This is a genomic window from Pantoea agglomerans NBRC 102470, from assembly GCF_001598475.1.
GTDB classification, from domain to species: domain Bacteria; phylum Pseudomonadota; class Gammaproteobacteria; order Enterobacterales; family Enterobacteriaceae; genus Pantoea; species Pantoea agglomerans.
This window is the reverse complement of sequence record NZ_BCZA01000004.1, coordinates 196,953-210,594: the sequence shown is the minus strand read 5'-3', so window position 1 is coordinate 210,594 and position 13,642 is coordinate 196,953. Positions and strand designations below refer to the sequence as shown.

Annotated in this window: 14 protein-coding genes; 12 read left to right on the top strand and 2 right to left on the bottom strand. The window is 52.4% G+C overall.

The features are described from left to right. Positions 1–233 precede the first annotated feature (233 nt). The 4 genes from PAG01S_RS09465 (at position 234) to PAG01S_RS09450 (ending at position 3,610) form a co-directional block, all read left to right on the top strand. Positions 234–1,199, top strand: coding sequence for a sensor domain-containing diguanylate cyclase (locus PAG01S_RS09465; RefSeq protein ID WP_062758400.1), 966 nt, complete (start codon positions 234–236; stop codon positions 1,197–1,199). Between the two features lie 744 nt (positions 1,200–1,943). Next, positions 1,944–2,108: a con-10 family general stress protein gene (locus PAG01S_RS09460; RefSeq protein ID WP_004571242.1), complete on the top strand. Its 165-nt coding sequence runs from the start codon at positions 1,944–1,946 to the stop codon at positions 2,106–2,108. Between the two features lie 502 nt (positions 2,109–2,610). Beyond that, a complete protein-coding gene (locus tag PAG01S_RS09455; RefSeq protein WP_033758778.1) occupies positions 2,611–3,093 on the top strand; it encodes a YciE/YciF ferroxidase family protein in 483 nt (160 codons plus the stop codon). 10 nt (positions 3,094–3,103) lie between these two features. Beyond that, positions 3,104–3,610 carry a ferritin-like domain-containing protein gene (locus tag PAG01S_RS09450; protein ID WP_033758779.1) on the top strand — a complete coding sequence of 169 codons (507 nt, stop codon included), beginning with the start codon at positions 3,104–3,106 and terminating at the stop codon, positions 3,608–3,610. Between the two features lie 80 nt (positions 3,611–3,690). On the opposite strand, the gene treF is transcribed toward PAG01S_RS09450, so the two are convergent. Next, positions 3,691–5,349: an alpha,alpha-trehalase TreF gene (gene treF, locus PAG01S_RS09445; protein WP_045139632.1), complete on the bottom strand. Its 1,659-nt coding sequence runs from the start codon at positions 5,347–5,349 to the stop codon at positions 3,691–3,693. 351 nt (positions 5,350–5,700) lie between these two features. Then, the gene (locus tag PAG01S_RS09440) at positions 5,701–6,558 is read right to left on the bottom strand and encodes an SDR family oxidoreductase (RefSeq protein ID WP_010671088.1); all 858 of its coding nucleotides are present in this window, start codon (positions 6,556–6,558) and stop codon (positions 5,701–5,703) included. A gap of 98 nt (positions 6,559–6,656) precedes the next feature. Between PAG01S_RS09440 and PAG01S_RS09435 the strand changes: the two genes are divergently transcribed. The 8 genes from PAG01S_RS09435 (at position 6,657) to PAG01S_RS09405 (ending at position 13,639) form a co-directional block, all read left to right on the top strand. Continuing rightward, the gene (locus tag PAG01S_RS09435) at positions 6,657–7,037 is read left to right on the top strand and encodes a winged helix-turn-helix transcriptional regulator (protein ID WP_010248931.1); all 381 of its coding nucleotides are present in this window, start codon (positions 6,657–6,659) and stop codon (positions 7,035–7,037) included. Between the two features lie 781 nt (positions 7,038–7,818). Next, on the top strand, positions 7,819–9,231 hold the full coding sequence (locus tag PAG01S_RS09430) for a cytochrome ubiquinol oxidase subunit I (protein ID WP_010671087.1): 1,413 nt from the start codon (positions 7,819–7,821) through the stop codon (positions 9,229–9,231). 1 nt (position 9,232) lies between these two features. Continuing rightward, positions 9,233–10,237, top strand: a complete 1,005-nt coding sequence (cydB, locus tag PAG01S_RS09425) for a cytochrome d ubiquinol oxidase subunit II (protein WP_010248926.1) — start codon at positions 9,233–9,235, stop codon at positions 10,235–10,237. A gap of 1 nt (position 10,238) precedes the next feature. Then, positions 10,239–10,412, top strand: coding sequence for a DUF2474 domain-containing protein (locus PAG01S_RS21655; RefSeq protein ID WP_010671086.1), 174 nt, complete (start codon positions 10,239–10,241; stop codon positions 10,410–10,412). A 218-nt stretch (positions 10,413–10,630) separates the two neighbouring features. Continuing rightward, positions 10,631–11,500, top strand: a complete 870-nt coding sequence (locus tag PAG01S_RS09420) for a helix-turn-helix domain-containing protein (protein ID WP_010248922.1) — start codon at positions 10,631–10,633, stop codon at positions 11,498–11,500. A 218-nt stretch (positions 11,501–11,718) separates the two neighbouring features. Continuing rightward, the gene (locus PAG01S_RS09415) at positions 11,719–11,913 is read left to right on the top strand and encodes a hypothetical protein (RefSeq protein WP_010671084.1); all 195 of its coding nucleotides are present in this window, start codon (positions 11,719–11,721) and stop codon (positions 11,911–11,913) included. 331 nt (positions 11,914–12,244) lie between these two features. Continuing rightward, on the top strand, positions 12,245–13,027 hold the full coding sequence (locus PAG01S_RS09410; protein ID WP_062758398.1) for a siderophore-interacting protein: 783 nt from the start codon (positions 12,245–12,247) through the stop codon (positions 13,025–13,027). A gap of 72 nt (positions 13,028–13,099) precedes the next feature. Next, entirely contained in the window at positions 13,100–13,639 is a 540-nt protein-coding gene (locus PAG01S_RS09405; protein WP_062758397.1) for a PadR family transcriptional regulator, read from the top strand. The last annotated feature ends 3 nt before the right edge of the window (positions 13,640–13,642 follow it).

Below are 13,642 nucleotides of genomic sequence, written 5' to 3'. Positions count from 1 at the left end.
TTCCGAATTTCGCCTCTCCCATGCCCATTCCACTTCTTAACCCTGTAGCAACACAAACAGATTTCATGGCGAAACCAATTGCCAGGTTTGCCTCTGTGCTGCGTTGCCAGACTGGCACCGCCTGATATCCTGTCCAGCCTGCAATTGACCGCGGCTAATCGTGTTTTATAAGCCACCCTTTACAGAATCAGCCTGACAGGCACAATACCCCTTTTTCCTCCTCTTACACGGTTATGTCAGAAGAAGCGCTGCGTCTGCAGATACAGAACCTCAAAAAGCACAATGCGCGTCTGAAGCGTATAGCGCATGACGCCCGCACAAAACTCAATGCGGCGCTGGATGGTACCGGGCTGTTCCTGTGGCAGCTGGATATTCCCAGCGGCAAACTGGTGATTTTCAACCGGCGCTGGGGTGCGATGCTGGGCTTCCAGCCGAAAGAGACCGACGCCAACTTTGAATCCTGGAAAGAGAGCCTGCATCCCGATGATGCCGCCGACGTTCTACAGGCATTCAACGACCACATCGCCGGGAAAGCGCCTTATTACGAGGCTCTGCACCGCATGATCGCCAAAAATGGCAGCATTACGTGGGTGCTGGATCGGGGCCGGGTCAGCGAATGGAATGCGTACGGAGAGCCGGTTAAAGTGATCGGCACTCACATCGATATGACCAAAGAGAAGCAATATGAGGAGCAGCTCGCCCTGCTGGCGCTGCACGATCCCCTTACGCTGCTCAACAATCGTCATGCTCTGCAGAATTATTTCTGTGAAATGAAAGCTCAGGGACCGCTCTGCGTGGTCTTTATTGACCTGGATAACTTCAAACACGTCAACGACACCCTGGGGCACCGCAGCGGAGATGAAGTCCTCATCCAGTTAAGTCAGCGGTTTACGGAACTCTCTCCGGCAGAAGTGATCATTGGCCGACTGGGCGGCGACGAGTTTGTATTGTTAATACCCTTGGCGCTGAACCATCCGCGGGTAAAGACACTGGCGCACGCCTGTCTTGACGCGGTAATGACACCTTTTGATATGGCAAACGGGCATGCCCTCATTGGGGCGTCTGTCGGTGTGTCTCAGGCGCAGGACAAAGATGACTTTGATACTGCACTGCAGCGTGCTGATGAAGCGATGTACCGCATCAAGAAAAATGGCAAGCGCGGTGTCGCTTTTGATTCCACTTTTCCCGACTCCCTCTGACTCTGCTGAACAGGGCATATGTTTTGCCTGCCATTAACGCACAATCTCCCCCTCATGGCTTTGCGCCATCTCATTCATAACGTTGAATTCCCCTTTTCGCAGGCATGCAAAATTTATGCGTATCCCCGCAGAAAATGCTTTTTAGTACTATTCCGAAAACCTGTTTTTTGCCCTCAGGAAGCAGAAATTCATCCGCTTCGCTTAGATTCAAATTTCATCGCTAAATCTGACCTCTCTTTTTAATAAAAATTTTCATTAAATCAGCAGAATTGATCGTTTATTGATCGATTCCGGCTATTTTTAACTGGTGCCATCGATGCGTCACGCTTCGCTTATTTTTGACGTAAAAGCAGGGTTTCAGATTTCTATTTAGCGCTTCGCTTGGGGAAATTGATCGTTTGTTGATCATCTTCACTATCTGATGTTGATTAATCTATCTATTTACCGCTTCGCTTATATTTTTTTCAATTGGACTTTTTTTGAAAAAGATCGATTAATAGGGCGCGGCGATTTTCGTTATAAAGATTTTTCATGCCGCGGCTCTTTTATGAATTGAAAAGAGCGATGGTTGGAATCCGTTATCATTTCGGTTGAGGGTAGTACGATCATTAAGCCAGAACTGTGACGGGTTTTTTATTTATCTCACTTGATCGGTCCGATTTTCTGTCTACATTTATGTTGCTGAATCGGCCTGATGAAGTTAACTGTGCAAATTCCAATTTTTAAAATTCAAAGAGGACGCATATGACTCAATATCGCGGTGGGGCCGGGAATTTTGCGGCCGACAAAGAGCGTGCTGCTGAAGCAGGGCGCAAAGGAGGCCAGAAAAGCGGCGGTAACTTCAAAAACGATCCTGAACGTGCCATTGAAGCGGGGCGCAAGGGAGGTAAGGTTAGCCGCCGGAGCTGAACGTCTTTAACACTGCTGTAACGGCAGGGTTACTCTGTTAGCCGGGCATTTTGAATCTTTTTAGTTCCTCGTGAAGATAATTACACCCTGAATTATGTCATTGCTCCATCATTGGCAATGGCTGGAACTGTTAATTGAACCGGAAGGGTTTTCCCTTCCGGTTTTTTATTTCCTATCGATCAAAGCTGTACCGTTAAATACAATCCTGTACAGATAAGTTTCGAGTGGTACTTTTTTATGCAGTTAATCTTAAAAAATGTATACAACGATTTATTACTTTGTACAAAATCCAGCGCAGCTAACGAAGCGGCAACGATAAAAACATTATTCAGCTAAATCTTTGCTGTAAAAAGGAAAGTGCATTTTATATACCACTTTTGTCTTAAATTCATACTGATGCAGCGTGCGATATTAAGAATCTCCACTAGACTTTTCAGGTGTCAACGATATGACTGGCGCTGCGTTATTACAGACGCAGCTTTTTAATCAATGAGGCTATCTTATGACAGTGAAAACGTTAAACGATCTGTTCATCCATGACTTATCCGATGTATACAGCGCTGAGAAGCAGATAACCCGTGCATTGCCTAAAATGGCGCGTGCAGCCAGTGACGAAAATCTTATCGCTGCGTTTAATCAGCATCTGGAAGAGACCCGTGCTCAGATTGAACGACTCGACGAACTGGTGGAAGTAACACCTGAAGTCAAAATCAAACGAATGAAATGCCATGCGCTGGAAGGTCTGGTTGAAGAAGCGCAGGAAATTATCGACTCGGTCGAGAAAGGCGAGATTCGCGATCAGGGGCTGATCGGTGCGGCGCAGAAAGTTGAGCACTATGAGATTGCTACATACGGCACTTTGCATGCGCTGGCGCTGAAGCTGGGTTACACCAAAGCCGCACAGCTGCTGGAAGAAACCCTGAATGAAGAGAAGCAAACGGATGAGAAGCTCACCTCGGTAGCCGAGTCTATTACCGTCTCTTAAGGAGCAACACATGACTGCGATTGAACATTATCACGACTGGCTGCGCGATGCGCATGCGATGGAAAAACAAGCAGAAAGCATGCTGAGCAAGATGTCAGGTCGTCTTGAACACTATCCGGCGCTGGAACAGCGTCTGGCGCAACATCTGGATGAAACTAAACATCAGCTGACTCTGCTGGAACAGCTGCTCGACAGCCACGGTATCGATCACTCTGTAATGAAAGATGCGATGGGCAAAATGGCAGCCACCGGCCAGGCCGTGGGCGGCATGTTTAACTCAGATGAAGTGGTGAAGGGCGCTATCAGTGGCTATGTATTCGAAAATGCCGAGATCGCCAGCTACACCAGCCTGATCGCCGCGGCTGAGCAGGTCGGTGATGCGCAGGGCGTACGCATACTGAATGAGATCCGCGATCAGGAAGTGGCGATGGCGGAGTGGCTGCTGCAGCACCTGCCTGAAGTGACACAGCAGTTCCTGCAACGGGCGTCACAACCAGGCACTGAAGCGAAGAAGTAGCGCTTAATAGCCTGCATGAAACATGAAAAAGCCGGGATAGCCCGGCTTTTTGCGTTTTAAAGGTTTACAGGCTGCGCTACTCAGTCAGCCATTAAATGCCCATACATCGTCATCAGCTTACGTGTAACGCCGTTAGTCCAGCCGAATCCATCCTGTAACGGATACTCACCACCGCCACCAGGACGGGCGCGCTCGCCGCTGATGTCATACTTCTCTACCAGCTTATGGTGCAACTGATAGAAGTTGTTGACCGTGTTGAGCCAGTTCACGGCCACTTCAGTCGCCAGCGTCTCTTCACCGTAATTATTCAGGCCAACAACCGCCATCCACTGCATCGGTGCCCAGCCGTTGGGTCGATCCCACTGCTCACCGCTTTCCACCATTGAGGTCAGCAGGCCGCCGTTGCTCAATAGCAGATGGCGCAGCGAGATCGATTGCAGGTGCGCCTGATGCGGCGTTGCAAGACCGACAAACAGCGGAACCACGGAGGCGACGGTAAAGGCACCGAAACGCTCCCGACGCCAGTCGTAGTCACGGAACACACCGGCGGTGCTGTCCCAGAGATAACGGGTAATCGCACGTTTGCGCGCTTCCGCTTTTTTCTGCCAGGCCAGCGCGGTCAGCTCTTCGCCTTTCGCGTGCGACAGGGTGGCGATCATCAGCTCCAGCTTGTACAGGAACGAGTTCAGATCGATAGGAATAAACTGCGTGGTACGGATGCTCGACAGCCGTTTCGGGTTACGCAGCCAGCGCGAGGAGTAATCCCAGCCCGATTCCGCTCCGGCACGCAGGTCACGATACACTTCGCTGGCCGGACGTTTCGATTCGCGGGCGGTTTCCACATCTTCGATCCACGACTCATCGCGCGGCGTATCGCGGTCATCCCAGTAGCGGTTCAGCAGTGAGCCGTTTGGCATCCGCACTACGTGACGATAAGCCTGGTTCGGCATCAGTGAACCGGCACCGTCCATCCAGAACTGATACTCCTTCATCAGCTGTTCCTGATAGCGCTTAGCACCGCGCACGCCATCTTCTTCGAACAGCTCAACCATCAGGGCAAACACCGGCGGCTGCGAGCGGCTGAGATAATAGGTACGGTTGCCGTTTGGCACATGACCGTAGTTATCGATCAACCAGGCAAAGTTATCCGCCATGTGACGCAGCAGATCGTCACGGCCCGATTCTGCCAGGCCGAGCATGGTGAAGTAAGAATCCCAGTAGTAGGTTTCGCCAAAACGTCCGCCCGGCACCACATAGGGTTTGGGTAACGGCAGCAGCGATGAGTGCGGCATATGCTGCTGCGGCATTTTGGTCAGAACCGGCCACAGGTCGTCGATATGCTCATTGAGCGTTTTATCCGGGTTGGAGACATAAAAGCTTTCGTTTACGCCAGGCAGATAAAAGTGATCGGCGACAAAACGCGACAGGTCAAAATCACTGCTGCGTTTCTGTCGACGATAGCGCATCAGCACATCCAGCGGATCGTACTTGGGCGAACAGTCGGGGAAGGTTTTGCTGTCCTCGAAAATCCGCGACATCTGAACATGTTCAAACAGTTCCAGATAACGATCGGCAGGGGTCAGCGCATCCGGCGCCGGCAAGCCTTCAATCAGCTCCGGCTCCGGTTCAGAATCCTGCATGCGATCCAGCTTCAGTTCATGGGGATCGTATTGATACTCAACTTCCGCCCCGGCACGAACCTCTTCAAGTGCATTTTGTTGCTGGCGATGGGTATTAATAACGGCCTCCTGAGCGGTCGTGGTTGCACAAAGGACAAATTATAGACCTCTCCTCCCCCGGAACAACAATGCAGAATATCTATGAACGTAATAAATATTGTCGATTAATCGAGGTTTTTGGATAAATTCCAGACAATTCAACCAAATATAACGCTGTTCACAAAAAACGCATTTCAGATGAATCTCTTAGCGACCTGGATAAAAAAATTTAACCTGAAGAAAACTGGCGTTTATTCACATTTTGTAAAAGAAACAGCAGCCGCAAAGAGTGCAGAAAGTGGCATACCCAACGGGAATTCGGACAGGAGAGTGAGGTGAGCGGACCCGATTGTCCGCTCATGAACGACAGAATTAACGATTTGCCAGTGCCGCGCGAATGACTGCCTGCCAGGTGGTGGTGGGGCGACCGATGAGCTGGCTTAGCTGACGGGAGTCATCGAACAAACCGCCTTTCTCTGCACCGGCATCAGAATCCGCCAGCATTTCCGCCAGACCTTCTGGCAGGCCTGCGTTTTTCAGCGCCGCCGCAAACTCACTCTGAGAGAGATTGACGTAATCGACCTTCTCACCGCTCTGCGCGGCAATCTCCGCAGCAAACTGCGCCAGCGTGTAGCTGTCATCACCTGCCAGTTCATACACTTTGCCCGCCTGATCCTCACGGGTCATTACTTCTGCCGCCGCTTCGGCGTAATCCTGACGCGCTGCCGAGGCGATACGACCTTCGCCTGCTGCGCCAATAAACGCATGATGCGCCAGCGCCGGTGGGATGCTCGCTGCGTAGTTCTCGCTGTACCAGCCGTTACGCAGCAGGGCGAACGGGATGCCAGAGGCTTTCAGCAGCGCTTCTGTTGCGCGGTGTTCAACGCCCAGGCCCAGCGGCGAGGTATCCGCATGCAGCAGGCTGGTGTAAGCGATAAAGCCCACGCCCGCCGCCCGAGCAGCCTCAATGACGGCTTTATGCTGCGCTTCACGCTGGCCCACTTCACTACCGGAGATCAGTAGCAGCTTATCCACGCCTGCAAAAGCGGCCTCCAGCGTCTCTGGCTGACCATAATCGGCCTGACGGACAATGACGCCCAGCGCTGCGAGATCGGCCGCTTTGGCAGGCGTACGGACGGCGGCAACAATTTCTCCCGCCGGGACTTTTTTCAGTAATGCATCAATCACGAAACGGCCCAGCTGGCCGGTGGCACCTGTAACTGCAATCATGTTAATACTCCTGTGGCTGTTGGTGAAATTCAGACTAGTGTATAAACTAATTTTTAGTAAGTACTTACAGAATTGTTAGTTTGAGGTGGATAAGTTAAATGTCTGAAAAAATGAGTGAAAAATTTATCCGCGGTGAATTGCTCAACGTCAACTGCCCGTCACGTGACGTGCTGAAACGCGTAACCAGCCGCTGGAGCGTATTAATTCTGCTGGCCCTGCAGGACCAGACGCTGCGCTTCAGCGCGTTGCGCCGGACGGTCGGTGGCGTCAGCGAGCGGATGCTGGCGCAGAATCTGCGCTACCTGGAAGAAGATGGCTTCGTGCAGCGTATCGCCTACGATGTGGTGCCACCGCACGTGGAATATCGCTTAACCCCGCTTGGACGCGAAGTCGGTGAACAGGTTGTGGGGCTGGCTGACTGGCTGGAGCTGAACCTGAGCCGGATTCTGGCACAGCGCGAAAAATCTGCGGCTGAGTAAAATCACCCTGTATCAGCCGTCATAACGTGACGGCATGGGTATACTCGCTGCAAAATTTATAACCCCATTTGTCTGTTATCTCACTTCCTGAAAGCGCGATAACGTAACGGCAGCGCAAATAATCCCGGCGCTCTTTTCGCACGGTTGCTGGTTATTAAATCGTTTTATGAATCTCTGGCCCGGAATAATCGACTGCCCGCAGCGTGCTGTTAATTTATACCTTCTTTTTGACTCATTTTATTAACATCTCTGATGGCGCTTAAAAGCGCCGTTCTGCGTTTTTTCTGTCAGAAGTTATAGCTGCATTAGCCAGGCAAAAGCAAAAAAGCAAACAAAGCGGCAGAGGTGACTATTTACTCTTTTAACCTGTTAAAAAATAAGGGTATTTAATTTGGAGGCTCTAAAATTTGACCTTTACTCAATCAGGGTTTATAACAAAATAGTGTCTGAAAACAGCCTGTTGAAGGCAATTTTCGGGCAAGGTTCGCTTTAGCGCGATCGATTTTTAAAGTACAAATTACCGTAACATTAACGACACATAAACACGCTCTGATTAACCTTTAGGCCTTATTTTTAAATAAATAATTCCCGTCAAAAACAATGATCAGAATCAATAAAGACTGTTATAGTTTTCATTAACCCCACTGTTTCTATTTCCTCGCCGCGAATAGTTTTAAATTTGCGGCGGGAATTTCAATAAGCGCAGAGAACCAGGCGCATCAGGCTTAAGTTGTTAATTATAAGTAAATACATGGTGTTCTATGTGGCAAAGAGGTAAGCAATGTTCGGATTAGATGCCTTTCATCTGGCCAGGATTCAGTTCGCATTTACTGTTTCCTTCCATATTATCTTTCCCGCCATCACCATCGGTCTCGCCAGTTTTCTGGCCGTGCTCGAAGGTATGTGGCTCAAAACCCGCGATCACACCTATCGCGATCTCTACCACTTCTGGTCGAAAATCTTTGCCGTTAACTTCGGGATGGGTGTGGTATCAGGACTGGTCATGGCTTATCAGTTCGGGACGAACTGGAGCGGCTTCTCGGAGTTTGCTGGCAGTATTACCGGTCCGCTGCTGACCTATGAAGTACTGACGGCGTTCTTCCTGGAAGCGGGCTTCCTGGGCGTGATGCTGTTTGGCTGGAATCGCGTGGGTCCCGGGCTGCACTTCTTTGCCACCTGCATGGTCGCCCTCGGTACGCTGATTTCCACCTTCTGGATCCTGGCCTCTAACAGCTGGATGCATACGCCTCAGGGCTACATCATCCAGAATGGCATCGTGGTTCCGCAGGACTGGTTCAAAATCGTCTTTAACCCCTCATTCCCTTATCGCCTGTTCCATATGTCTGTAGCGGCGTTCCTGGCGAGTGCTTTCTTTGTGGGATCGTCGGCGGCCTGGCATCTGCTGAAGGGGAATAACAATCCCGCTATCCGCAAGATGTTCTCAATGGCGTTGTGGATGGCGCTGATTGTCGCGCCGATTCAGGCGATGATTGGTGATGCTCATGGTCTGAATACGCTGGAACACCAGCCTGCCAAAATCGCGGCGATTGAAGGGCACTGGGAAAACCCACCGGGGGAAGCCACACCGCTGATCCTGTTCGGGATCCCCGACATGGAGCAGGAACGTACCAAGTATGCGCTGGAGGTGCCTTATCTTGGCAGCCTGATTCTGACGCATAGCCTGGACAAGCAGGTCCCGGCGCTGAAGTCCTTCCCGAAAGAGGACCGGCCTAATTCAACGGTCATCTTCTGGTCCTTCCGCGTGATGGTGGCGCTGGGCCTGCTGATGATTACGCTGGGCGTAGTCAGCCTGTGGCTGCGTTTTAAAGGGCGTCTCTATGAGTCGCGTCCTTTCCTGTGGTTTGCGCTATTGATGGGACCGTCGGGTCTGATTGCGATTCTGGCAGGCTGGTTTACCACTGAAATCGGTCGTCAGCCGTGGGTGGTCTATGGCGTGCAGCGCACGATTGATGCGGTCTCGGCACATGGGGATATGCACATGAGCATCAGCCTGCTGGCCTTTATTCTGGTCTACAGCTCGGTGTTCGGCGTGGGGTATCACTACATGATGCGTCTGATTAAGCAGGGACCGGTTACCGGCGAAGGCCATATCACCGAAGAGGGTGGTCCTGGCCAGAAGAAAACCCCGGCGCGTCCACTTTCCGCTGCCACCTTTAAGGATGGAGACCACTAAGATGATCGATTATTCCGTTATCTGGTTTGCGATTATCGTTTTCGCAACCCTGATGTATATCGTGATGGATGGCTTCGACCTGGGTATTGGTCTGCTGTTCCCGTTCAATAAAGATGCTGGCGAGCGCGACATGATGGTTAACACCGTCGCGCCGGTCTGGGACGGAAATGAAACCTGGCTGGTTCTGGGGGGTGCTGGCCTGTTCGGCGCGTTCCCGCTGGCCTATGCGGTGATTGCCGATGCGCTGTCGATTCCGCTGACCGCTATGCTGATTGGCCTGATTTTCCGTGGTGTCGCCTTTGAGTTCCGCTTCAAGGCCGTAGAAGGCCATCGGGCGTTCTGGGACAAGTCGTTTATTGCCGGTTCAGTCATCGCCACCTTCAGTCAGGGTGTGGCCGTGGGTGCGTTGCTGGATGGTATTCCGGTTGAGGGACGCCGTTTTGCCGGTTCCGCAATGGACTGGCTGGCACCGTTCCCGCTGTTCTGCGGCGTGGGTCTGGTTGTTGCCTACGCGTTGCTGGGCTGCACCTGGCTTATCATGAAGACCGAGAACGAGCTGCACCGTAAAATGTCTGCGCTGGCTACGCCGCTGGTGATTGCGCTGTTAGTGATTATCGGCATCATCAGCCTGTGGACACCGTTTGCGCATGCGGATATCGCGCATCGCTGGTTCAGCAAACCCAACCTGTTCCTGTTCCTGCCGGTTCCGGTATTGGTGCTGCTCTGTTCCTGGGGCATTGTGCGCGCCATTAAGCGCGAGGCGCACTATTCACCGTTCCTGCTGACGCTGGCGCTGATCTTCCTGGGCTTCTCCGGGCTGGGCATCAGTATCTGGCCAAACATTATTCCGCCATCAGTGACCATCTGGGCTGCCGCCTCACCGCCGCAGAGCCAGGCCTTTATGCTGGTGGGTAGCCTGCTGATTATCCCGATGATCCTGGGCTACACCTTCTGGAGCTACTACGTGTTCCGTGGAAAAATCAAAGCAGACGCAGGATATCATTGATATGAAAAGCCTCAGCAGCATGAAAGACCACAATCACAATGAAGAAACGAAAGCGCCATGGTGGAAGCGTGTGATGTGGCTGGTGTTTATCTATGCCGCCAGCGTACTTGCGCTAGGCGTTGTCGCCTCGCTGTTCCGCATGATGATGACAGCGGCCGGAATGCGCAGTCATTAGTTGTCGCAGGCTCCGTCTTACAGCTATCCGGCGCAGTTTTTATCAATAATCAGAAGGCTGACGACAGTCAGCCTTTTTTAGTTAGTAACCTAAGCAATTAATGCGGAAACGCCCTGAACGGGCGCGCAATGCTTACCCTTTCCTTACACCGATTTGCGATTTTTGTTATCCTTTTGTAACTGAAATCCCAGTCCTAACCCGCGTCGTAAATCGCCATCATGCTCAGTCAGGCCATTAAAAAACAGCACATCAACGATCTGGTCGAGTGGATTGAAGCCAATCTCACCGACGATCTTAATATCGATCAGATTACCCTCAAGTCAGGTTATTCCAAATGGCACATGCAGCGCATGTTTAAGGAGATGACCGGACAGACCCTGGCGGCTTACACCCGTAAACGGCGTCTGACGATGGCCGCTATGGCGCTGCGTCTGACCCGCATGACGCTGATCGATATCGCCGTACGTTTTGGTTTTGATAACCAGCAAAATTTTACCCGGGTATTCAAAGGTCACTTTTCGCTGACGCCTGGCGCGTTTCGCCGTATTCCCCATTTGCCGGTTAAAAACTTCCATGGCCGCATTCTGGTGCGATCGCTGGCAGAGCGTGCAACGCTGGTGGAGCGTGAGGAAGAGCTGCATCTGTGCGGAGAAACGCTGGAGTGGGAGTGTAAGTTTGGCGATTACATTGCCGATCGCGATCACCGGGTGGCTGAACAGGCGCGGCAACTGGTGGCGCTGGCGGGCGGCCGCGTGTCGCAGGGTTGGTTAGGCTTTCAGTATGGCCCCGGCCATAGCTCTGCTGATCAGCAAAATATCAGCCTGTTTCAGGCGCTGGAGCCGCAACATGCCGGGCTGCTGGGTGACAACACCGCCAGCTGGAGCGAGGTTCGTGGACTCTATGCGTCGATCCGCTGGAGCGGCAGCCCGGAGCAGCTGACACGCTTTATCGAGGATATCTACTATCAGCATCTGCCAGCACTGGGTGTGTCACGTCGTCCCGGTAAAGATCTGCTGCGTCTCGATTTTGCGCACTGTAAGCCCGACTGGCTGAGCGGCGTTTTTTCTATTCCGGTGATGCAGGCGTAGCCAGCAGGGCAGGGCGAGTGACTCCCGACCCTGTTAATGCATAATTCGTGCGGTAAACCGTGACAAACCGCACGATTTTATAAAATAACTCGCCGTTCTGGCGTAAAATCCTCTCCCGAAACCCTGCCATGCCTGAATCATCGTGCATCTGTGCCAGGGCTGGAATATTTACCTGCATTTCAGGCCTTTTCTGGTCAAAAAAACAAACGAAGACAACTATGCGACGCTTAATGATTTCACTGATTTTGGCATTGCCTGTCATGGCGATGGCGCAACAGGCTGAACCTTTTTCACCTCCTGCCGGACTGCATCCGCACTCTCAGGCCACCCAGCATGAAATTCTGGGTGATGGTGAGCTGCCGGAACACACCAGCAGCAATCCTTCCCTCTCCGGATTCAACGACACACTGTAAGTGGTCACGCGCTGCCAGAATGTGCGGCGCAACATCATGCCCGGCTCGTCAGGAGCCGGACAGTTTCCGCCTCCTCTGCCTGCCCCCATAAACACGCCGCACCTGCTGATTACCTCTCACTGAACGCTCTTATCAGGGCCGCTCTTCGTCTGCACTACGCACACCCGTACAGGCATAAAATATATCTTAAGCCGCTGGATCGCATTTTTCGTTCTTGCAGTGAAGATATATCATAGCTAATCTTGGCACTTCAGATGAGAATGATTGTTATTCCATGATTGTCAGCATGCCCTTGAGTCACGGGCATCCATCCCGTTTCAGGAGAGAAATTTTGCCTGTATCAGCCGATCAGCGTGTACCACAGCGCGTCCGTAATGAATTGCGTTTCCGTCATATTCAGGTCGCGAGTAAAACTAACATTGCCGGTAAATTCTGGCGTATCCGGTTCAGCGGCAGCGATCTGGCGGGTTTTACGTCGCCAGGCTTTGATGACCACATTAAGGTTTTCTTCCCTTCCGCTGAAGGAGCCACACTGGCTCTGCCACAAATCACCGATGCGGGGATTGTCTGGCCGGAAGGGGTGCGTCCGCAGGCGCGTGATTACACACCGCTGGAATTCGATGGTGAATCTTCACTGACCCTCGATTTCTATATTCATGAGCAGGGCGTAGCCAGTGACTGGGCAACTCAGGCGCAGCCTGGCGATCGGTTGATTGTCGGCGGGCCACGCGGCTCGCTGGTGGTGCCGACCGATTACGCATTCCAGCTCTATGTCTGTGATGAAACCGGGCTGCCGGCTTTTGCGCGCCGTCAGCGTGACGTCCGGGCGCAGGCGCTGCATCTCTATGCCTTTACCGATGAAGCGACGGGCCGCGACTATTTATCTGATACGGCTGATGTGACGACAAACTGGCTCGGCAGCGGCCAGATGCAGAAAGCGCAGCTCAGCCAGCTGATTGCCCGGCTGGATCAGATCACTATCCCGACGGAAGATTACTTTGTCTGGCTGACCGGCGAAGGTGAGTTTGTTAAAGCGCTGTGTGACTACTTCACGGTGCAGCGCGGCCTCAACAGTGACTTCGTACGGGCGGTGGCCTACTGGCACCATAAGTAAGTCGCTAAGGCAATTGAGTTTTGCCAGGCGGCGCACTACCATCAATCCCACTTTTTCGCAGCAGGGCAGGCCATGAAACAGCATCCGACTTCCACTTCATCTGAGGATCAGACTGCGCGCGCAGGCAGTTGCAGCGGACGGCGCAAGCGACGTGAAAAGATGCTGGAAGCAAGTGAGATTCGCCTGCTGATGCTTCATTTCCTGGCGCAGAATGCTGCGCACGGCTATGAGCTGATCAAGTCTGTTGAGGAGCTGTCAAAGGGAGAGTATTCGCCCAGTCCGGGGATCATTTACCCCAACCTGACGCTGCTGGAAGAGATGGAGGCGATTCAGGTGGTGGATGCGCAGGCAACGCGTAAAGCCTACCGCCTGACGGCATCGGGAGAAGCGCAGCTGGCAGAGAATCGTGAAACGGTCACCAGCCTGATTACACGGCTCTCTACGCTGGCAATTCTGGTCAATAACCGCAGCATTCCTGCTGTTGAGCAGGCGATTCATGGGCTGAAGGTCGCGCTGAACCGGCGGCTTGCGCAGGAAGATATCTCAGAAGCCGCGCTGCAGACGCTGATTAAGGCGCTGCACGACGCGGCAGAAAAAATCACCCACAGCTAATAG

Excerpts from the sequence above, each read along its gene's own strand:
- PAG01S_RS09465 (WP_062758400.1), top strand. The coding sequence starts at position 234 with ATGTCAGAAGAAGCGCTGCGTCTGCAGATACAGAACCTCAAAAAGCAC.
- PAG01S_RS09460 (WP_004571242.1), top strand. The coding sequence starts at position 1,944 with ATGACTCAATATCGCGGTGGGGCCGGGAATTTTGCGGCCGACAAAGAG.
- PAG01S_RS09455 (WP_033758778.1), top strand. The coding sequence starts at position 2,611 with ATGACAGTGAAAACGTTAAACGATCTGTTCATCCATGACTTATCCGAT.
- PAG01S_RS09450 (WP_033758779.1), top strand. The coding sequence starts at position 3,104 with ATGACTGCGATTGAACATTATCACGACTGGCTGCGCGATGCGCATGCG.
- PAG01S_RS09440 (WP_010671088.1), bottom strand. The coding sequence starts at position 6,558 with ATGATTGCAGTTACAGGTGCCACCGGCCAGCTGGGCCGTTTCGTGATT.
- PAG01S_RS09435 (WP_010248931.1), top strand. The coding sequence starts at position 6,657 with ATGTCTGAAAAAATGAGTGAAAAATTTATCCGCGGTGAATTGCTCAAC.
- PAG01S_RS09430 (WP_010671087.1), top strand. The coding sequence starts at position 7,819 with ATGTTCGGATTAGATGCCTTTCATCTGGCCAGGATTCAGTTCGCATTT.
- cydB (WP_010248926.1), top strand. The coding sequence starts at position 9,233 with ATGATCGATTATTCCGTTATCTGGTTTGCGATTATCGTTTTCGCAACC.
- PAG01S_RS21655 (WP_010671086.1), top strand. The coding sequence starts at position 10,239 with ATGAAAAGCCTCAGCAGCATGAAAGACCACAATCACAATGAAGAAACG.
- PAG01S_RS09420 (WP_010248922.1), top strand. The coding sequence starts at position 10,631 with ATGCTCAGTCAGGCCATTAAAAAACAGCACATCAACGATCTGGTCGAG.
- PAG01S_RS09415 (WP_010671084.1), top strand. The coding sequence starts at position 11,719 with ATGCGACGCTTAATGATTTCACTGATTTTGGCATTGCCTGTCATGGCG.
- PAG01S_RS09405 (WP_062758397.1), top strand. The coding sequence starts at position 13,100 with ATGAAACAGCATCCGACTTCCACTTCATCTGAGGATCAGACTGCGCGC.